Annotated in this window: 19 protein-coding genes; 10 read left to right on the top strand and 9 right to left on the bottom strand. The window is 66.0% G+C overall.

Annotated features, from left to right (window positions below):
* Nucleotides 1-213: 213 nt before the first annotated feature.
* From lolA to VG566_RS01780, 3 genes are all read right to left on the bottom strand, one after another.
* The gene (gene lolA, locus VG566_RS01770) at nucleotides 214-852 is read right to left on the bottom strand and encodes an outer membrane lipoprotein chaperone LolA (protein ID WP_005413289.1); all 639 of its coding nucleotides are present in this window, start codon (nucleotides 850-852) and stop codon (nucleotides 214-216) included.
* Between the two features lie 111 nt (nucleotides 853-963).
* The gene (locus VG566_RS01775; protein ID WP_014647089.1) at nucleotides 964-2907 is read right to left on the bottom strand and encodes a DUF3857 domain-containing protein; all 1944 of its coding nucleotides are present in this window, start codon (nucleotides 2905-2907) and stop codon (nucleotides 964-966) included.
* Between the two features lie 39 nt (nucleotides 2908-2946).
* On the bottom strand, nucleotides 2947-5307 hold the full coding sequence (locus tag VG566_RS01780) for a DNA translocase FtsK (RefSeq protein WP_032961873.1): 2361 nt from the start codon (nucleotides 5305-5307) through the stop codon (nucleotides 2947-2949).
* Between the two features lie 233 nt (nucleotides 5308-5540).
* On the opposite strand from VG566_RS01780, the gene trxB reads away from it, so the two are divergent.
* Nucleotides 5541-6512 carry a thioredoxin-disulfide reductase gene (trxB, locus tag VG566_RS01785; RefSeq protein ID WP_140222803.1) on the top strand — a complete coding sequence of 324 codons (972 nt, stop codon included), beginning with the start codon at nucleotides 5541-5543 and terminating at the stop codon, nucleotides 6510-6512.
* A 93-nt stretch (nucleotides 6513-6605) separates the two neighbouring features.
* Here the strand turns inward: trxB and VG566_RS01790 are convergent, their stop codons facing one another.
* Nucleotides 6606-8084 carry an N-acetylmuramoyl-L-alanine amidase family protein gene (locus tag VG566_RS01790; RefSeq protein ID WP_032961876.1) on the bottom strand — a complete coding sequence of 493 codons (1479 nt, stop codon included), beginning with the start codon at nucleotides 8082-8084 and terminating at the stop codon, nucleotides 6606-6608.
* A 192-nt stretch (nucleotides 8085-8276) separates the two neighbouring features.
* Between VG566_RS01790 and VG566_RS01795 the strand changes: the two genes are divergently transcribed.
* The 3 genes from VG566_RS01795 to infA all read left to right on the top strand — a co-directional run bounded on the left by VG566_RS01795 (nucleotide 8277) and on the right by infA (nucleotide 10512).
* Entirely contained in the window at nucleotides 8277-9401 is a 1125-nt protein-coding gene (locus VG566_RS01795; RefSeq protein WP_241883844.1) for a GNAT family N-acetyltransferase, read from the top strand.
* 65 nt (nucleotides 9402-9466) lie between these two features.
* The gene (gene aat / locus VG566_RS01800) at nucleotides 9467-10207 is read left to right on the top strand and encodes a leucyl/phenylalanyl-tRNA--protein transferase (protein WP_014647084.1); all 741 of its coding nucleotides are present in this window, start codon (nucleotides 9467-9469) and stop codon (nucleotides 10205-10207) included.
* A gap of 86 nt (nucleotides 10208-10293) precedes the next feature.
* A complete protein-coding gene (infA, locus tag VG566_RS01805; protein ID WP_005409596.1) occupies nucleotides 10294-10512 on the top strand; it encodes a translation initiation factor IF-1 in 219 nt (72 codons plus the stop codon).
* Between the two features lie 55 nt (nucleotides 10513-10567).
* Here infA and VG566_RS01810 read toward each other — a convergent pair whose 3' ends face one another.
* On the bottom strand, nucleotides 10568-10729 hold the full coding sequence (locus VG566_RS01810; RefSeq protein ID WP_153643327.1) for a hypothetical protein: 162 nt from the start codon (nucleotides 10727-10729) through the stop codon (nucleotides 10568-10570).
* Between VG566_RS01810 and VG566_RS01815 the strand changes: the two genes are divergently transcribed.
* On the top strand, nucleotides 10722-11096 hold the full coding sequence (locus VG566_RS01815) for a hypothetical protein (RefSeq protein WP_141098667.1): 375 nt from the start codon (nucleotides 10722-10724) through the stop codon (nucleotides 11094-11096). The genes VG566_RS01810 and VG566_RS01815 overlap by 8 nt on opposite strands.
* A 48-nt stretch (nucleotides 11097-11144) precedes the next feature.
* Here VG566_RS01815 and VG566_RS01820 read toward each other — a convergent pair whose 3' ends face one another.
* From VG566_RS01820 to clpA, 3 genes are all read right to left on the bottom strand, one after another.
* The gene (locus VG566_RS01820; RefSeq protein ID WP_241883843.1) at nucleotides 11145-11432 is read right to left on the bottom strand and encodes a HigA family addiction module antitoxin; all 288 of its coding nucleotides are present in this window, start codon (nucleotides 11430-11432) and stop codon (nucleotides 11145-11147) included.
* Nucleotides 11433-11440: 8 nt separating this feature from the next.
* Nucleotides 11441-11716, bottom strand: a complete 276-nt coding sequence (locus VG566_RS01825; protein WP_423172614.1) for a type II toxin-antitoxin system RelE/ParE family toxin — start codon at nucleotides 11714-11716, stop codon at nucleotides 11441-11443.
* Nucleotides 11717-11898: 182 nt separating this feature from the next.
* A complete protein-coding gene (gene clpA / locus VG566_RS01830) occupies nucleotides 11899-14184 on the bottom strand; it encodes an ATP-dependent Clp protease ATP-binding subunit ClpA (RefSeq protein ID WP_032961881.1) in 2286 nt (761 codons plus the stop codon).
* A 138-nt stretch (nucleotides 14185-14322) separates the two neighbouring features.
* On the opposite strand from clpA, the gene VG566_RS01835 reads away from it, so the two are divergent.
* Nucleotides 14323-15135: an APH(6) family putative aminoglycoside O-phosphotransferase gene (locus VG566_RS01835; RefSeq protein ID WP_049405424.1), complete on the top strand. Its 813-nt coding sequence runs from the start codon at nucleotides 14323-14325 to the stop codon at nucleotides 15133-15135.
* A 161-nt stretch (nucleotides 15136-15296) separates the two neighbouring features.
* Here VG566_RS01835 and clpS read toward each other — a convergent pair whose 3' ends face one another.
* Nucleotides 15297-15623 (bottom strand): ATP-dependent Clp protease adapter ClpS, encoded by a 327-nt coding sequence (clpS, locus tag VG566_RS01840; RefSeq protein ID WP_005416477.1) that lies wholly within the window; start codon nucleotides 15621-15623, stop codon nucleotides 15297-15299.
* A 112-nt stretch (nucleotides 15624-15735) separates the two neighbouring features.
* Here clpS and VG566_RS01845 point away from each other — a divergent pair, with 112 nt between their 5' ends.
* Genes VG566_RS01845 through hflD form a run of 4 tightly spaced genes read left to right on the top strand, consistent with a single transcriptional unit; the run spans nucleotide 15736 to nucleotide 18422 of the window.
* On the top strand, nucleotides 15736-16209 hold the full coding sequence (locus VG566_RS01845) for a hypothetical protein (protein WP_053495614.1): 474 nt from the start codon (nucleotides 15736-15738) through the stop codon (nucleotides 16207-16209).
* Between the two features lies 1 nt (nucleotide 16210).
* Nucleotides 16211-16672 (top strand): NUDIX hydrolase, encoded by a 462-nt coding sequence (locus VG566_RS01850; RefSeq protein WP_053495616.1) that lies wholly within the window; start codon nucleotides 16211-16213, stop codon nucleotides 16670-16672.
* A complete protein-coding gene (gene mnmA, locus VG566_RS01855) occupies nucleotides 16669-17811 on the top strand; it encodes a tRNA 2-thiouridine(34) synthase MnmA (protein WP_423172613.1) in 1143 nt (380 codons plus the stop codon). Before VG566_RS01850 ends, mnmA begins: the two co-directional genes overlap by 4 nt.
* Nucleotides 17808-18422 (top strand): high frequency lysogenization protein HflD, encoded by a 615-nt coding sequence (gene hflD, locus VG566_RS01860; protein WP_032961893.1) that lies wholly within the window; start codon nucleotides 17808-17810, stop codon nucleotides 18420-18422. Before mnmA ends, hflD begins: the two co-directional genes overlap by 4 nt.
* Nucleotides 18423-18445 lie beyond the last annotated feature (23 nt).

Genomic DNA, 18445 nt, shown 5'->3' on the forward strand with positions numbered 1-18445 from the left:
GGTGGTAGTGCCGGCCGCTGGCCGGCAGATCAAGAGCGTGTCAACCAAGGTTGACACCCACCATGACGGTGCCGGTTGACACCCGCCAGAGCAGACAGCACCGAACCCTGCCCGGCAGATCAGGCCACAGGATCGGTAGTGCCGGCCGCTGGCCGGCAGATCAAAAGCGTGTCAACCAAGGTTGACACCCACCAAAGCGCCTCCGCCCACAGGTCAATTACCGATGACGTCGGTGCCCTTCGGCGGGGTGAAGCTGAAGGTACCGGCGGCAAAGCCCGGGTTGCGCTTCCAGCCGCTGAAGCTGATCACGGTGCGCTGGCCAACCGCATCGGTGATTTCCATCTTGGCCAGGCCCTGGGCATTGAAGCCCAGCGCGGCGTACTGGAAGCTGGCTTCGGTCTCGCGCTTCGGCGACAGCGACAGCCACTGCAGGCCGTCGCGCTGCGCAGCCTCTTCACTGACGTCGTACTGCTGTTCCAGCAGCGCCGGGTTGATCAGCGCGGTCAGCGGACTGTTCTGCTCTTCCTTGCCCTGCTCGCGCACGGTGGCCTGCTCCAGGTCCGGTTCGTACATCCAGACCTTCTTGCCGTCGGCCACGATCAACTGCTCGTGCGGGCGCACGTATTCCCAGCGGAACAGGCGCGGCGCCGACAGGGCCACGCGGCCACTGGTCGATTCCTTCACCTTGCCGCGGCTGTCGAACACCTGCTGGCTGAACTGGCCATCCAGGCCCTTCAGGCCACTGGTGAAGGTCTTCAGGTCATCGCGGGCGCCTGCCCAGGCGCTGCCGGCGGCGGCGCAGGCCACGGCCAGGGTGGTGGTGGCAAGGAAACGGCGGAAGCGGAAGTTCATGCGGGAATCCTGTGGGCGCGGGCGCCAGGAAAGGTGGTTGCCAGTGTGCCCGGGGAAAGATGAATGGGCGATCAGGGCGACATTATGCCGCCCTGAACGTCCATCGGCGATTCAGCCGCCCGAGCCCGGCAGCTTTCCGTACAGCACCTGGCCACGGAAGCCACGCCGCACTTCGCGATACAACGCGCGGAATGCGGTGTAGTCCTGCGGCTGGCACAGCGCCTCCGGGCCACGCACCGCGTTCTGCTGCAGGCGATGGCGCACGATCACGTCCTGCCCCTCGCGGCTCCAGTCCACGCGGTACTCGCCAGCGGCGTTGGTGAAACGCTGGTTGGCCGGGATGGCGATGATCGGCGCATTGGCAGGGAACTGCAGGCGATAGGTTTCCTCGCGCAGGCTGGCATTGCAGTAGAACGGCGTCTCGTTGGCCGGCGCAGAAGCGGTGGCGTACAGGCCACGCACCGACTCGCCGCCCGGCGGATCCGGCACGGCCATGCCGCCGGCCACGCTGAAGTCGGCGTAGTCCTCGGCCTGGAAGGCCATGCGATAGCCGAACGGCCGGGTCAGGTCGACCGGCACGCCCTGGATCTGCAGCTGCCCTCGCCCGTCGAAACCGGACGCGGCCATGATCTGCTCCTCGGCGCGCGCACGGTTCTGCGCGTTGAGCTGGGAGAACTGGGCGCGCATGCCGATCTCGGCGTTCTCGCCCAGCTTCGGAATGGTCTCGCCGCGCAGGTTGCCGTTGGCGTCGAAGGTGAAACGCACTTCCATCGAGGTGGCGTTGCGCTCCGGCGTGTTGGCCGGGGTGCGCGCCAACGAGGCGTCGCGGGTACGCATCACCGGTGCGCCGAGGTCGCCTTCCGGCAGCTGCCCGAAGCGCGCCCACGCGGTGGTCGAATCCAGATACAGATCGAACTCGGGGATGTAGGTGATGGCGTGGTTGAAGCGGCCCAGCACCGGAATCTTCGGCAGCGTGGGGCCGCCGCCGGCACCGATCAGCACCGGCGAGCTGGCGATGCCCTTGGCCGCCAGCAGCGCCTCCAGGATCGTCACATGGTCCTTGCAGTCACCGTAGTGGTTGTCGAGGATGCTCTGCGCGCTGTTCGGCTCCAGGCCGCCATTGCCCAGGTACACCGCCACATAGCGGATGTTCTGCGCCACCCAGCGGTACAGCGCATCGGCCTGCTCGCGCCGGTCGCTGATGCCAGCGGTGATCTCATCAGCCAGCGCCTGCAGCGCCGGGGTCACGTCGGCCGCCGGGCCGGCCTTGAGCTGGTAGGCGCGTCCCATCTGCGACCAGTCACGATAGGTGCTGGCCATGATGTTCGGGCCGAACTCCCAGCCCGCCGCCGACCAGTTCTGTGCCGGCATGGCTTCGCGCCGCTGGTAGCGCCAGCGCCACTGTGCCTGGCCGTTCTTCACCGTCGGGCGATCGCTGCCCTGCACGCCGCGGCTGTCGACGAACATCGGCAGGTTGGCCGGCGCAGTCAGGGTGACCTCGGCGTCTTCGTACTCGGTGAAGACGTTGAAGGTCTCCCACAGGCCGAAATAGCCCGGGAAGTACGGCGTGGCCTGGGTGCGGCGCACCTGGTAGTACAGGCGCGTGCCCGGGGCCAGGTTCGGGAACACGATCACCCGCACCTTGCGGTCGGCATACATCGCCGCCGAGGCGCTGGAGTAACTCTCCTGGGTGTAGATGCGATCGGCCGGCACGTCGCGCCGCTGGCCATCGGCGGTGATGGTGTAGGCACCGAGCACTTCCAGCGTCTCCATCTTTTCGCTGTAGCTCAGCCGCACCTGGCTGAACTGCTCGACGGAAGCCTTGGTCTTGAGCAGGACTTCGTAGGTTTCGGTCTGCACATTGCCCGCATCCGGCCGCACCTGGTAGTCGGCGCGGTAACGGACAATGCTGAAATTATTGCTGGCTTCGGTATCGCCGCTGGTGGAAGGCGGCGCCGTGGCGGGCGCGGAGGTGGCGGTTTCTGCCAGTGCCGGGCCGGCAGCCAGGAAGGCTGCCAGCGCCAGCGCCAGCGCGCTTGGTACGGGGTGAAGCATGCGTCGGTTCCTTGGACGTCGTGGGGGATACGTCGGGCCTTACTTCGGCGGCGGCGGTGCCAGCACCGTGCGGTCGCCGTTGTGCTCGGGCGGGCTGACCACGCCGGCCGCTTCCATGGCCTCGATCAGTCGCGCTGCACGGTTGTAGCCGATCTTCAGCCGGCGCTGCACGCCGGAAATCGAGGCGCGGCGGGTCTCGGTGACCACCCGCAGCGCTTCGTCATACAGCGGGTCGGACTCGTCGCCGGCCGCACTGGTCTCGGGCAGGCCGGTGGCACCGACGACCACGCCGTCGCCCATCGTCTGCACCTCGTCCAGCACCCCGTCGACATAGTCGGCCGGGCCCATCGCCTTGAGGTGCTCGACCACGCGGTGCACTTCGTCATCGGACACGAACGCACCATGCACGCGCTCGGGCAGCGCGGTGCCCGGCGGCAGGTACAGCATGTCGCCGTGGCCCAGCAGGGTCTCCGCGCCGGACTGGTCGAGGATGGTGCGCGAGTCGATCTTTGAGCTGACCTGGAAGGCGATACGGGTCGGGATGTTGGCCTTGATCAGGCCGGTGATCACGTCCACCGACGGGCGCTGCGTGGCCAGGATCAGGTGGATGCCGGCCGCACGCGCCTTCTGTGCCAGGCGCGCGATCAGCTCTTCCACCTTCTTGCCGACGATCATCATCATGTCGGCGAATTCGTCGATGAAGATGACGATGAACGGCAGCGTCTCCAATGGACGCGGCGCCTCGCCCAGCTCCGGGTTCGGCTTGAACAGCGGGTCCATCAGCGGCTGGCCGGCATCCTGCGCTTCCTTCACCTTCTTGTTGAAGCCGGCCAGGTTGCGCACGCCCACCGCGCTCATCAGCTTGTAGCGGCGCTCCATCTCGGCCACGCACCAGCGCAGGCCGTTGGCAGCCTCCTTCATGTCGGTGACCACCGGGGCCAGCAGGTGCGGGATGCCCTGGTAGACGCTCAGCTCGAGCATCTTCGGGTCGATCATCAGCATCCGCAGGTCTTTCGGCGAGGCCTTGAACAGCAGGCTCAGCACCATCGCGTTGACCGCCACCGACTTGCCCGAACCGGTGGTACCGGCCACCAGCAGGTGCGGCATGCGCGCCAGATCGGCCACGGTCGAGCGCCCGGCAATGTCCTTGCCCAGCGCCAGGGTCAGCACGCTGGCCGACTTGTCGTATTCCTTCGAGCGCAACAGCTCGGACAGGTAGATCATCTCGCGGGTGACGTTGGGGATTTCCAGGCCGATCACCGACTTGCCCGGAATCACGTCGACCACGCGCACCGACTTCACCGACAGGCCGCGCGCGATGTCCTTGTCCAGCGAACTGATCTGGCTGACCTTGATGCCCGGCGCGGGCTCGATCTCGAAGCGGGTGATGACCGGCCCGGGGTTGGCGCCGACCACCTGGGCGTCGATGCGGAAATCCTTCAGCTTGAACTCGATCTGCCGTGACAGCGCGTCCAGGGTTTCCTTGTCGTAGCCCACCGGCTGCGGCTTGGGGTCGTCCAGCAGGGCCAACGGCGGCAGGTCCGAGCCGTCGCCGTTGACGCCACGGAACATCGGGATCTGCGTGTCGCGCTTGGCCCGGTCACTCTTCTCGATCACCGGTTCCGGGCGCGGCTCGATCTTCACCGGCTCGCGCTTGGCGCGGACCTCGGCATCGGCCTTGCGCACTTCCTGGCGCTCCTCGCGCATCACGCGGGTCTGCTGCCACTCGGTGACTTCTTCCTTCTTGCGCGCCAGCAACGGTGCCAGCGACATCACGCCACGGCCGATCTTTTCCATCACCGTGAACCAGGACAGCCCGGTGGCCAGGGTAATCGAGGCCAGCAGCAGCACCAGCACGAACAGGTTCGCGCCCAGCGCACCGAAGCCCACCGTGAGCGAATTGCCAACCAGCTTGCCGAGAATGCCGCCGGCGCTGGAGACATCCCCACTGAACAGGCGTACATGCAGGAAGCCGGTGCCAGCGATCAGGAAACCGACCAGGCCGACCAGGCGCAGCGCCGGGTCCAGGTCGTTCTCGCCCTTGCTCTCGCGCTTGAGGCCGAACATGGCAATCCACGACAGCGCACCGAGCACCACCGGCAGCAGGAAGGCGATGTAGCCGAACAACTGCAGCAGCACGTCGGCGATCCAGGCGCCCGCGCGACCACCGAGGTTGTGCACCGGCGCGACTACGCTGCCGGTATGCGACCAGCCCGGATCCGTCGCTGAATAGGTGAAAAGACTCGCCGCCAGATAGAGCAGGGCTGGCGCGATCGCGATCAGGCCCAGGTCGCGCCAGAGGCGCTGGCGGCGTGGATTGTCGGTCGTCGCCGCCGCGGCCGTGCGACGTGACGCCTTGCTGTCGTCCGACTTGGAGCGTTCAGGGACCTGCTTCGCCACCTTAGACCATACCTTTGGAATGCGCTGTTAGTGATTGATAATAAATGAGACGGCGTCAGTTTTCAGTTATGCGACTTCTGACCGGGCCCGGACGGGGCCGAAACCACCGCTGGATGACGGCGTTCTGTTCATCGGCTTGAATCGCCCTGCCCCAGCCGCCACTCTATGACCAGCCACGGATGCTGCGCAAACATCGCCAGCGCCTTGTCCCATCTACCTTTTCGCGAGTCTACATGAGCACCAGCCTGCCCTCCCGCCACCAGCGCCTCGTCATCCTCGGTTCCGGACCGGCCGGCTGGACCGCCGCCGTCTACGCCGCCCGTGCCAACCTGAAGCCGGTCGTCATCACCGGCCTGCAGCAGGGCGGCCAGCTGATGACCACCACCGAGGTGGACAACTGGCCGGGTGACGCCCACGGCCTGATGGGCCCGGACCTCATGGCGCGCATGCAGTCCCACGCCGAGCGCTTCGAGACCGAGGTCATCTTCGACCACATCCACACCGCCGACCTGTCGCAGCGCCCGTTCAAGCTGATCGGCGACAGTCACGAGTACACCTGCGACGCGCTGATCATCGCCACCGGCGCCACCGCCAAGTACCTGGGCATCCCGACCGAAGACGAGTTCAAGGGCCGCGGCGTGTCCGCCTGTGCCACCTGTGACGGCTTCTTCTACCGCGACCAGGACGTGGTCGTGGTCGGCGGCGGCAACACCGCCGTGGAAGAGGCCCTGTACCTGTCCAACATCGCCCGCAAGGTCTACCTGGTCCACCGCCGCGACACCCTGAAGGCGGAGAAGATCATGCAGGACAAGCTGTTCAGGAAGGTGGCCGAAGGCAAGATCGAGACCGTCTGGCACCACCAGGTGGAGGAAGTGCTGGGCAACGACGCCGGCGTGACCGGCGTGCGCGTGAAGTCCACCCTGGACGGCGGCACCCGCGACATCGATGCCCACGGCTTCTTCGTGGCCATCGGCCACCACCCGAACACCACCCTGTTCGACGGCCAGCTGGCGATGAACAACGGCTACCTGGAAATCCGTTCGGGCCTGGGCGGCAACGCTACCCAGACCTCGGTGGAAGGCGTGTTCGCCGCCGGCGACGTGGCCGATCAACACTACCGCCAGGCGATCACCTCGGCCGGCTTCGGCTGCATGGCCGCACTGGACGCCGAGCGCTACCTGGACGCGCAGGGCAAGGCCAGCTGACCGGCGGTTTGTAGAGTCGAGCTATGCTCGACTAAGGAAAACGGGCGCGCAAGCGCCCGTTTTCGCAACCCTTCTACCCGCTCCAGGCACCACTCAGGCCCGGACGCAGGACTGGGTGAACGCCACCGGTGCCGCGACGACATCGTCCGCATCGCGCAACAGGACATTCCAGCGGACTGAGCCGGGCTCCGTGGAGGAGCAGCTCACTTCGAACTTCACCGGCGCATCCGGATCTTCAAAGCGGCCCTTCCACGGCGTGCAGTATCCGGGCCGGTCGCAATCTGCCACGGCCACTTCAAGTTCCAGGGGGTACTGGGGATTGCCCGCGAAACCCACTGTCAGCTCGCGCACCGCCTGCAGCGGAACCTCGACATCGGGAAGGGGGTGAAGCGTCAAAGGCTCACAGGCCTTGCCCTGTGCCCACAGGCGATAGCCCTTCTCAACGCCTTTCATCGACGCCGAGCGGAAGACGGGGTCCTGCAAGGCGGCCACATCGTCAGGATTGGAGTGGTAGGCGGTTTCGATGATCACCGAGGGCATCTTCCCAATGCGGTTCTCGCCGTGCCTGGCCGAGGTCGAACTCTCGCGAATCGGGAAATCCCGATAGCCCGGTTGCGCTCGGATGATTTCACGCATCCCACAGAGAATGCTATCCGCCAGCGCCTTGTCCTGCGGTTTGTCCTGATGATAGTAGACCTCGGTTCCACGCAGACTGGCTGAATCGCTGCCATTGGTGTGCAGGCTCAGCATCACATCCACACCCAGATGGTTTGCATAGTTTGGCCGAGCCCGTATGTCCTCTTCCTTTTCGCGAGCAGACTCTGGGCTGTTCGGAAACTCATTCCACATGTCGGTGCGTTCGGGGAAAAGCGCCTTGAGGTGGTAGCGGGATGACATGTGCTCCCATGGCTTCCCGGACTCCGGATGGAGTTCCGTGGAGCGGCTCCGTGCCCGGTGCACCGTCAGGCCGCTACGTTGTTCCATCAATACTTGCAGTTCGTCACCAAACAGTGGACTCAGCGTGTCTTCCTGAATGCCGAGAGGCGCTGGGCGCTGAAACTTCCATTCCCTGCTGGGATGCAAGCTGATGTAGCCATGGCTTGCTGACACCAAAGCTGATGTATGCGTCAACTTCTCTTTCGTCTTCGGCGGGACGGCCAGATCCTCGGGGTAGTATTCCTCAAGTGTTTTTCCGTCAAACAGGAAGTCAATATCATTCACATCCAGTCCTGACTTCTCGGCGTAGAACCTCAACGTAGATGCCATCGGAATCAGGAAGAGCTCGTCATAACCGCGATCCGGGCCGGGAAGGTATCCAGGCCCAAAGCTGATCACCATCGATCTTGCCTTCACATCAAGACTGATGCTGACGCTGATTTGTCGCAGCTCACCCCTCTCCTGCAAATGACGCGTCAGCTGGTTCGCAGCTTCACGCTCCAACAGCGCAACTACTTCCGCGTAGGCACCTGGATCCTCAAGCACTTTTGCCGGCTGATCTCCAGAAGCCAACACGGGTGGTACAAAGATCAGGCCGCACGCGACCACGGCAGTTGCAAGCTTCAGTCCCTTCATTGTTGATTTCTCCATGTGGTGGGATGCGCGCCGCTCGTGCAGCGCCCTGCCACCCTGCCGAGCCGTGCGCCGGTGATTCCGCACCAAGCGCACACGGATGGACAATTCAAACTTTCCTCACCCCCAACCGGAACAAACCAACCCAGCTCCGCCAGCACCGTTCGCGATCCACCTGGCCTATCCTTGCCAACCATGCCCTCCACCCGCTTCCTCGACTCCCTGCAGTCCATTCCCGCCACCGACTGGGATGCCCTGCACGACGGCCAGAATCCGTTCGTCAGCCACGCCTTCCTCTCAGGCCTGGAACAGCACGGCTGCCTGCGCGAGGACTGGGGCTGGCAGCCCCGGCACTTCACGCTCTGGGAAGGCGACACCTTGGTCGGCGCCATTCCGGGCTACCTGAAGACCAACTCCCACGGTGAATTCGTGTTTGACCATGCTTGGGCCAACGCCTACGCCCGCCATGGCCGCGACTACTACCCGAAGTGGCTTGGCGCAGTTCCGTACTCGCCGGTGACCGGGCCGCGCCTGCTGGCCCGTCACGATTCAGAGCGCACCACGCTGCTGTCGGCGTTGCGCGATGCACTGCCGGCACTGGCCGTGTCATCGGCCCATATCAACTTCCACGCCGCAGCGGACGAGGCGCTGTTCGGCGATGACTGGCTGCTGCGCGAGGACGTGCAATTCCAGTGGCAGAGCCCGGGTGACTGGGCGACATTCGACCAGTTCCTCGGCGCGATGAACCACAAGCACCGCAAGAACATCCGCCAGGAACGGGCCAAGGTCACCCGCCAGGGCATCAGCTTCCGCGTGGTGCACGGCGACGAGGCCAGTCGCGCCGACCTGCAGGCGATGTACCGTTTCTACCTGCAGACCTTCCTTGAGTACGGCAATGCCCCGGCCCTGACCGAGGCCTTCCTGCGCCATCTGGCCATTTCATTGGGGCGCGGGCTGGTACTGTTCCTGGCCGAGCAGGAAGGCCAGCCGATTGCCGGCGCGCTCTGCCTGCGCGGCGGTGACACGCTGTACGGCCGCTACTGGGGCGGCGCCACCCTGCCCGGCCTGCACTTCGAAGCCTGTTACTACCAGGGCATCGAGTACTGCCTGCGCGAAGGCCTGAGCCGTTTCGAACCCGGCGCACAGGGCGAGCACAAGCTGGCGCGCGGCTTCCTGCCTACACTGGTGCGCAGCCGGCACTGGGTGGCTGATGCGGATTTCGCCGAGGCGTTGCAGGAGTGGTGCCGGCAGGAGCGACGGGATGTGCGGCGCTACCAGCAGGAGCTGCAGGGGCACAGCCCATTTCGCGCGGACGGGTGACCTGCCAACCAAGGTTGGCATCTACCGCGGCATTCACGCGGGGCCGCGACGAATACAATGCCGGCATGACCCGCCAGCTGCCCTGGCGCCTGGCCGACGCGCCGGACGCCCCCTTCCCGCCGGCCGAGACCGCCCTGCGCCAGCCCGACGGCCTGCTCGCCGTGGGCGGCGACCTGCACCCGGCGCGCCTGCTCAACGCGTATGCGGGCGGCATCTTTCCATGGTTCAGCGAGGGCGAGCCGATCCTGTGGTGGTCGCCCGACCCGCGCATGGTGTTCCGTACCGATGGCGTGCATCTGTCCAGCCGCTTCCGCCGCCAGTTGCGCGGCAGCACATGGGAGGTCACCGCCGACACCGCCTTCAGCCGGGTGATGCGCGCCTGTGCGGCGGCACCGCGGCCCGGCCAGGACGGCACCTGGATCAGCCCCGACATGGTCGAGGCCTACAGCCAGCTGCATGACCTCGGCTTTGCCCACTCCTTCGAGGTCTGGGACCGGCAGACGCTGGTCGGCGGCATCTACGGGGTGGCGATCGGGACGATGTTCTTCGGCGAGAGCATGTTCAGTGGCGCCAGCGGCGGCTCCAAGATCGCCCTGGCCGCGCTGGCATCCACGCTTCACGGCTGGGGCTGGGCGCTGATCGATGCCCAGGTGGAGAATCCGCACCTGCTGCGGATGGGCGCCGAGCACCTGCCGCGCGCGGCGTTCCTGCAGCACGTCCGCCACGCGGTGCGCCATGACGGCCGTGAAGGCCCGTGGACGCAGGCGGTCGGACGCCTGCCGGCACAGCGTTTGGCCGGGGGTTAACACAAACTTTGCAAGCTGGGCCGGTCACGCGTAAAATACTGCGCCTTAGGCCCAGCGTGGCCGTTTTCTGAACCGCACAGGACTACATGTCGAAAGACGATTCCATCGAGTTCGAGGGCACCGTCAGCGAGACGCTGCCGAACACCACTTTCCGCGTTCGCCTGGAAAATGGGCACGAAATCATCGCCCACATTTCCGGCCGCATGCGCAAGAACTACATCCGCATCCTCACCGGTGACCGGGTCAAGGTTGAAATGACCCCGTACGACCTGACCAAGGGTCGTATCACCTACCGCATGAAGTAAGCGGTCGGCGCGTTGCGCCACTTCGACAAGGCCAGCCCTGGTTGCTGGCCTTTTGTCATGCCTGCAATCCGGCCCTGCCGGAGGTCATCGTGACCGAACGCACCGTGGCGTCGGTCAGCCCTGCTTGCGGCAGATTCGCATCTTCATCCGTGGCGGCATCGTGGGACCCGATCCAGTCCGGATCGCCATTCCCCTGCCCCGCCATGAACATGCTCACGTTGACCGCCCTGCTCGTCGCCGTTGCCACGTCCGCCAGCGCATCGCCTGTGCGCGCCGCCGAGCCCCCCTCCACGGCCAGTGACTGCATCCAGCTGGGCAGCGACCAGCAGATCGTGCGCGCCGGCGTTTCGCGGAACATCCTGCTGCGCAATGGCCAGGACCACTATGTCGTGCACTTCCAGAACGACTGCTCCACTGCCGGCTACTCGCGGAAACTGAGCTTCATCACCGAAGGCCAGCAGGGCCTGCTGTGCAGCGCCGGCCGCAGCCAGCTGCGCACCGATGCCGACCACTGCCGGGTGGCGCAGATCGAACCGATCGACGAAGCCACCTTCCAGAAGAAGGCCCGCCAGCGCGGCCGTTGATGGCGCATATGACAAGGGCGGCCGAAGCCGCCCTTGTCATGAAGGGCGTCACCGCACAGGCGCAACCAGTGGAAGCACCCGCGGCTGCTCGTGCTGCCGCGCCAGCCAGAGATCGTAGCTGGATTGCAGCCCCATCCAGAAAGCCGCCGTACTGACCCCGGCCATTTCCAAGCGAATGGCCAAATCGGGGCTGATGCCCGCCTTCCCGTTCAACACCCGCGACAATGCCACCCGCGACATTGCCAAGCGCTCGGCCGCTTCGGTCACCGAGAGATCCATCGGATCGAAAACCATTGCCTTGATCGTCTGCCCCGGGTGTGGATGGTGATGAATCATGCGCGGCCTCAGTGATAGTCCAGGTAGTCCAGCAGCTCCACGTCGCCACCGGTGAAACGGAAGGTGATCCGCCAGTTCCCATTGACCCACACAGACCAATGCCCCTTCAGGTCGCCGCGCAGCTTGTGGAGGCGCAATCCAGGCATGGCGAGATCCTCGGGACCTGACGCCACATCCAGGATCGACAGGATCATCAGCACTCTGCTGGTGTGACTGTGCCGGACCCCGCTGCTGCTACCGGAACGGTAGAGCCGCTCGAGGCCCTTGTGGCGAAAACCGATGATACATCACTGTATCCCGTATCGTTGCGCGATACACATGAAGCAATGCCCCATCGCGCTCACGGAACAGCATTGATGCCTCCGTACCCTCTCAGCAAGGCCGCAGGCGACAGGCCCAAAACAACCAAGGGCGGCCGAAGCCGCCCTTGTCATTTCAGGTCCGCCGGGCCAGGCCCGGCGTCAGCTCACTCCACGGTGACCGGCAGCAGGCGCTCCGGCTCGGCCTGGGTCTCGACGACCAGCTCGTCGTCGCGGACATCGATGTTCACCTTGCCGCCGTTGACCAGTTTGCCGAACAGCAGCTCGTCGGCCAGAGGACGCTTGATCTTGTCCTGGATCACGCGGGCCATCGGGCGCGCACCCATCAGCGGGTCGAAGCCGTGGTGAGCCAGCCAGTCGCGCGCGGTCGGCGTGGCCGACAGGCTGACGTGCTTGTCCTGCAGCAGCATCTCCAGCTCGATCAGGAACTTGTCGACCACGCGCAGGATGTGCTCGAAGCCCAGCGCCTGGAACTGCACCACCGCATCGAGTCGGTTGCGGAATTCCGGGGTGAAGCTGCGGCGGATGGTCTCCATCGCGTCGGTGGCATGGTCCTGCTTGGTGAAGCCGATCGAGCGCCGCGAGGCCTGCGCCGCGCCGGCATTGGTGGTCATCACCAGCACTACGTTCTTGAAGTTGGCCTCACGCCCGTTGGTATCGGTCAGCACGCCGCGGTCCATCACCTGCAACAGGATGTTGAAGATGTCCGGGTGCGCCTTTTCGATTTCGTCCAGCAGCAGCACGCAGTGCGGCGTCTTGACGATCTTTTCGGTCAGCAGGCCGCCCTGGTCGAAGCCGACATAGCCCGGAGGGGCACCGATCAGGCGGCTGATCGAATGCGGCTCCATGTACTCGGACATGTCGAAGCGGACCAGCTCGATGCCCAGCTGCAACGCCAGCTGCTTGGTCACTTCGGTCTTGCCGACACCGGTCGGGCCGGCGAACAGGAAGTTGCCGATCGGCTTTTCCGGGTTGCCCAGACCCGAACGGGCCAGCTTGATCGCCGAGGACAGCGTCTCGATGGCCGGGTCCTGGCCGAAGATCACCATCTTCAGGTTGCGCTCCAGGTGCTGCAGCACATCCTTGTCGGTGGCACTGACCTGCTTGGTCGGGATGCGCGCCATCTTGGCCACGATCGCCTCCACTTCCTCGACGTCGATCAGCTCCTTGCGCTGGCCTTCCGGCAGCAGCCGCTGGCGGGCACCGGCCTCATCGATCACGTCGATGGCCTTGTCCGGCAGCAGGCGGTCGCCGATGTGCTTCACCGACAGATCCACCGCCGCCTGCAGCGCTTCGTCCGAATAGGTCACGCCGTGGTGCAGCTCGTACTTGGACTTCAGGCCCTGCAGGATCTCGTAGGTCTCGCCCACGGTCGGCTCGACGATGTCGATCTTCTGGAAGCGGCGGGCCAGCGCCCGGTCCTTCTCGAAGATGCCGCGGTACTCCTGGAAGGTGGTCGAGCCGATGCAGCGCAGCTCGCCGGAGGCCAGCGCCGGCTTGATCAGGTTGGACGCATCCATGGTGCCACCCGAGGCCGAACCGGCACCGATGATGGTATGGATCTCGTCGATGAACAGCACCGCGTTGGGGACCTTCTTCAGCGCGGTCAGCACGCTCTTCAGGCGCTTCTCGAAGTCGCCGCGGTACTTGGTGCCGGCCACCAGCGCGCCCAGGTCCAGCGAGTAGATCACCGCGTCGGCCAGCACGTCGGGCACCGAGCCCTCGACGATGCGGCGGGCCAGGCCCTCGGCAATCGCGGTCTTGCCCACGCCGGCCTCGCCCACGTACAGCGGGTTGTTCTTGCGGCGGCGGCACAGGACCTGGATGGTGCGCTCGATCTCGTCGGCACGGCCGACCAGCGGATCGATGCGGCCGGACCGCGCCTGTTCGTTGAGGTTGCTGGCGAACTCGGTCAGGGCATCACCCTTCGGCTCGCCCTCCCCGCCTTCGATGCGGCCTTCGCCCTCGGAGGAGGAGGACGGCTGCTCGCCTTCCTCGCCCAGCTTGGCGATGCCATGGGACAGGTAATTGACCACGTCCAGACGGGTCACGTCCTGCTGGTTGAGGTAATAGACGGCATGGGAGTCCTTTTCGCCGAAGATGGCGACCAGCACGTTGGCGCCGGTGACCTCCTTCTTGCCCGAGGACTGCACGTGGTACACGGCCCGCTGCAGCACGCGCTGGAAGCCCAGGGTCGGCTGGGTATCACGGCCGTCATCTTCGGCCAGGCGGGACACGGAAGCCTCGATGGCCTGCTCCAGCTCCTGGCGCAGGCGTTCGGCGTCGGCACCACAGGCCTTCAGTACGGCCTGGGCGGACGGGTTGTCGAGCAGTGCCAACAGCAGGTGTTCGACCGTCATGAATTCATGCCGGGCCTCACGGGCGCGCTTGTAGCACTGGCCGATGGTGTGTTCGAGGTCTTTGCTGAACATGGATTACTCCGGCGGCAGATGGGGACAATATGCGGCCTGACTACGCGATTTCCATCACCCTAGCGGATTGCTGCGTTCAGATGGCGTTAGCAGTGCAGATCGCTTGATCTTCATTCACTCCAGGACAGCCCACCCAGCATGAGCGAACCCTACCTGAGCCGCTGGCGATTGCGGCGTGATGGCGCGGCCATCGAGACGCCCCACGCCCAGCTCTGGCCGGTGCTGACCGCCGACGGCGAACCGGCGATGCTGAAGGTCAGCAGCGAAACCGAGGAGCAGAACGGCCATCGCCTGCTGCGCTGGTGGGACGGCGATGGTGCCGCCCGCCTGCTGGCCCACGAGGGGCCGGCGATCCTGATCGAGCGTGCCGGCGGCGATTCGCTGCGGCAACGTTCGATCGAGGGCGACGATGATGCCTGTACCACGATCCTGTGCCAGGTCCTGCGGCAGCTGCACCGGCCACGGAGCGCGCCACCAGCGGAACTGGTCTGCCTGCGTACATGGTTTGCCGACCTGCTGCAGCCAAGGGCCGCGCTGCCGCCACTGCTGGAACAGTGCAGATCACTGGCGGAGCGGGTGTTGCAGGAAGAACGTGAGATCCGGCCGCTGCACGGCGACCTGCACCACGACAACGTGCTGGATTTCGGCGCGCGTGGCTGGCTGGCGATCGACCCGAAGCGGCTGCTGGGCGACCGCGCGTTCGACTACACGACGATGTTCAGCAACCCGGACCTCTGTGGCCCGGGCATCCATGTGGCCACCCGGCCCGAGCGGTTTGCCGCCCGGCTGCAACAGGTAAGCGCACTGGCCGGCCTGGAACGCACGCGCCTGCTGCGCTGGATCGCGGCCAGCACTGCGCTGTCGGCGGTGTGGTTCAGGGATGACGGCGACCCCGCCGACGTCGACGAGACGGTGGCGCGGATGGCGCTGGAGGCGTTGGCGGAGGCGTGACCTCCGCGCGTGGTGGGCGCACTCCATCCGGGATCATTGCGCCGGGACGAAAAGCAGCCGAGCATGGGCTCGGCTCTACAGGTTTCTGCCTTGGTAGGTGCCCACCTTGGTGGGCACGCCGTGTTCGGAGTCGATGTACCCGGACGAGGATCGGCAGCCGGTCAGGCCTTTTCCATCGTGCACAGCAGCGGGTGCTGGTTCATCCGCGAGTACTCGTTGACCTGGGCAACCTTGGTCTCGGCCACTTCGCGGGTGAACACCCCGCACACGCCGCGGCCGCGGGTATGGACGTGCAGCATCACCTGCGTGGCCTTGTCCAGGTCCATGCTGAAGAACTGCTGCAGCACATCCACCACGAAATCCATCGGGGTGTAGTCGTCGTTGAGCAGCATCACCTGGTAGAACGGCGGCGGCGCCACTTCCGGGCGCGCGGGCTCCACGGCAACGCCGTGCTCGTGCTGGGAATCGGGGGAGGACTCATGGGGCATCCTTCCATTATAGGGGTAGCGCCGGACCTGCGTCGGCCCGCCGCGGATTGGACGGCACGCACGCCCCCCGTCACAATTGCACCTTCTTTCAACGTTGCTTCACAGGATCTTCATGAAAAGGACCCTTCTCTCCACCCTGCTGATCACCCTGGCTGCTGCCGGTTCTGCCGCCGCGGCGACCAGCGCCGACAAGTCCGTGGCCCGCCACCTGGACAAGCTGGGCTATACCTACGAAGTCGACGAGGATGGCGACTACCGCATGGTCTTCGACGTCGAGGGCGACCGCACCCAGATGGTCTACGTGCGCTCGGCGGTGGAAGACTTCGGCAGCCACAACATCCGCGAGATCTGGTCACCGGCCTACAGCGCCAAGACCAAGCAGTTCCCGGTGGCCGTGGCCAACCGCCTGCTGGAAGATTCGCAGGACGCCAAGATGGGCGGCTGGGTAAAGCAGGACACCACCGCCATGTTTGTGGTGAAGATCGACGCCGATGCCACCGCCGACCAGCTCAGCGACGCCATCGATGCGGCCATCCGCACCGCCGACGCGATGGAGCTGGAACTGACCAAGAAGGACGAGTTCTGAGTTGAACGCCACGCCGGACCCGCGCTGGGCACCGCACGCCACCGTTGCCACCGTGGTGATCGACGGCGGCCGCGTGCTGCTGGTCGAGGAGACCATTGACGGCCGCCAGGTGCTGAACCAGCCGGCCGGCCACCTCGAGCCGGGCGAAAGCCTGGCCGAGGCCGCCCTGCGCGAGACCCGCGAGGAAACCGGCTGGACGGTGCAGCTGACCCACTTCATCGGCTGCTACCAGTGGACTGCCGGCGACGGCACGGCCTTCCTGCGCTTCTGCTACGCGGCGCACCCGGTTTCGCACGATCCGGCGCAGCCGCTGGACACCGGCATCGACCGCGCGCTGTGGCTGACCCCGGCCGAGCTGCAGGCCGCCGGCGAGCGCCAGCGCAGCCCGCTGGTGTGGCAGGTGGTGGCGGATTACCTGGGTGGCCAGCGCCACCCGCTTTCGCTGGTCCGGGAGGTCGCATGAGCACTCCGCGTGTGATGGTGGGCGTCTCCGGCGGCGTCGATTCCTCGGTCGCCGCCTGGCGCCTGGTACAGCAGGGCGAGGCCGTGGCCGGCCTGTTCATGCAGAACTGGGCCGACGATGGCAGCGGTGATTGCCGTGCCGAGGATGACCGTCGCGACGCGGTGGCCGTGTGCGGCCTGCTGGGCATCGCGTTCCACTTCCGCGACTTCTCCAGCGAGTACTGGCAGGGCGTGTTCGAGCACTTCCTGGCCGAGTACGCGGCCGGCCGCACCCCGAACCCGGACGTGCTGTGCAACCGTGAAGTGAAGTTCAAGCATTTCCTGGACGCCGCCCGCGAGCTGGGCGCCGAGCGCATCGCCACCGGCCATTACGCACGGGTGACCCAGCGCGGCCACCAGTGGCTGCTGCTGCGCGGCGCCGATCGATCCAAGGACCAGAGCTACTTCCTGCATCAACTGGGCCAGGAACAGCTGGCAGCCACCCTGTTCCCGATCGGCGACCTTGAAAAGAGCGACCTGCGCCGGATCGCGCGCGACGTCGGCCTGCCGACCCACGCCAAGAAGGACTCCACCGGCATCTGTTTCATCGGCGAGCGCGACTTCCGTGAGTTCCTCGGCCGCTATCTGCCGGCCAAGCCCGGCCAGATCCTCGACCCGGCCGACGGCAGCGTGATTGCCGAACACCCGGGCGTGTTCTATTTCACCCTGGGCCAGCGCGAGGGCCTGAACATCGGCGGCGTGCGTGGCCGCCCGGCCGCGCCGTGGTACGTGGTTGGCAAGGATGTGGCCAGCAACGTGCTGTACGTGGACCAGGACCGCGACAGCAAGTGGATGCTGTCCGACCGCCTGCGTTCGGAAACCGCGCACTGGATCGCCGGCTCACCGCCGGCACGGCGCTTCGAATGCACCGCCCAGACCCGCTACCGCCAGCCCGACGAGCCGTGTACGGTCCAGGTGCTGGACGATGGCAGCGTGCTGGTCACCTTTGCGCGCCCGCAGCGTGCCGTTACCCCTGGTCAATCGCTGGTGCTGTATGACGGTGATGTGTGCCTGGGCGGCGCGGTGATCGCCGCCACCGATGCGCCGCTGGAACAACGCCTGCGCACCCCCCCCTCCCCTTTTGAGGTAATCGCTGCATGAGTTTCACTGTCGACGACCGCGTCCTGGCCCTGGCCGGCATTGCCCAGGCCCTGCAGCAGGTGCGCCGCATCGCCGATACCGGCCATTCCGACGCCGCCGCCGTGCGCACCGCCGTGGACAGCGTGTTCCGCGTCGATGCGTCCTCGCCGCAGGCGGTGTTCGGTGACCGTCATGCACTGAAGTCCGGCCTGCGCCTGCTGCACAACTACTTCCGCAGCCAGGGCCAGGACCCGATCCTGCCCAAGCTGGCCCTGTCGGTGCTGCAGCTGGAGCGCCGCTTCGTGCAGGATGGGGCGACCGTGAACAAGGTCGCCTCGGGCATCGAGCGCGCCCAGCGCCAGGCCACCGAACTGGGCGACAGTGGCCACCCGGACGTACTGGCCAACCTCGGCGGCCTGTATGCCGACACCATCAGCCACCTGAAACCGCGGGTGATGGTGCAGGGCAACCCGCACTACCTGGGCCAGGCCGGCGTGGTGGCGGAGATCCGTGCCCTGCTGCTGGCCGCGGTGCGTTCGGCGGTGTTGTGGCGCCAGCTGGGCGGCAGCTACTGGGACTTCCTGTTCAGCCGCAAGGCGATGATCGAGGCCGTGGACCGCCTGCTGGCCTGAGGGTGTGGGGTCAGAGCCCTTTT

It is taken from the genome of Stenotrophomonas sp. CASM114 (assembly GCF_049384325.1).
GTDB lineage: Bacteria > Pseudomonadota > Gammaproteobacteria > Xanthomonadales > Xanthomonadaceae > Stenotrophomonas > Stenotrophomonas muris.

What these genes read in the sequence shown, in the direction of transcription:
- lolA (WP_005413289.1), bottom strand. Translation starts at nt 852, where the DNA reads ATGAACTTCCGCTTCCGCCGTTTCCTTGCCACCACCACCCTGGCCGTG.
- VG566_RS01775 (WP_014647089.1), bottom strand. Translation starts at nt 2,907, where the DNA reads ATGCTTCACCCCGTACCAAGCGCGCTGGCGCTGGCGCTGGCAGCCTTC.
- trxB (WP_140222803.1), top strand. Translation starts at nt 5,541, where the DNA reads ATGAGCACCAGCCTGCCCTCCCGCCACCAGCGCCTCGTCATCCTCGGT.
- VG566_RS01790 (WP_032961876.1), bottom strand. Translation starts at nt 8,084, where the DNA reads ATGAAGGGACTGAAGCTTGCAACTGCCGTGGTCGCGTGCGGCCTGATC.
- VG566_RS01795 (WP_241883844.1), top strand. Translation starts at nt 8,277, where the DNA reads ATGCCCTCCACCCGCTTCCTCGACTCCCTGCAGTCCATTCCCGCCACC.
- aat (WP_014647084.1), top strand. Translation starts at nt 9,467, where the DNA reads ATGACCCGCCAGCTGCCCTGGCGCCTGGCCGACGCGCCGGACGCCCCC.
- infA (WP_005409596.1), top strand. Translation starts at nt 10,294, where the DNA reads ATGTCGAAAGACGATTCCATCGAGTTCGAGGGCACCGTCAGCGAGACG.
- VG566_RS01815 (WP_141098667.1), top strand. Translation starts at nt 10,722, where the DNA reads ATGCTCACGTTGACCGCCCTGCTCGTCGCCGTTGCCACGTCCGCCAGC.
- VG566_RS01820 (WP_241883843.1), bottom strand. Translation starts at nt 11,432, where the DNA reads ATGATTCATCACCATCCACACCCGGGGCAGACGATCAAGGCAATGGTT.
- clpA (WP_032961881.1), bottom strand. Translation starts at nt 14,184, where the DNA reads ATGTTCAGCAAAGACCTCGAACACACCATCGGCCAGTGCTACAAGCGC.
- VG566_RS01835 (WP_049405424.1), top strand. Translation starts at nt 14,323, where the DNA reads ATGAGCGAACCCTACCTGAGCCGCTGGCGATTGCGGCGTGATGGCGCG.
- clpS (WP_005416477.1), bottom strand. Translation starts at nt 15,623, where the DNA reads ATGCCCCATGAGTCCTCCCCCGATTCCCAGCACGAGCACGGCGTTGCC.
- VG566_RS01845 (WP_053495614.1), top strand. Translation starts at nt 15,736, where the DNA reads ATGAAAAGGACCCTTCTCTCCACCCTGCTGATCACCCTGGCTGCTGCC.
- mnmA (WP_423172613.1), top strand. Translation starts at nt 16,669, where the DNA reads ATGAGCACTCCGCGTGTGATGGTGGGCGTCTCCGGCGGCGTCGATTCC.
- hflD (WP_032961893.1), top strand. Translation starts at nt 17,808, where the DNA reads ATGAGTTTCACTGTCGACGACCGCGTCCTGGCCCTGGCCGGCATTGCC.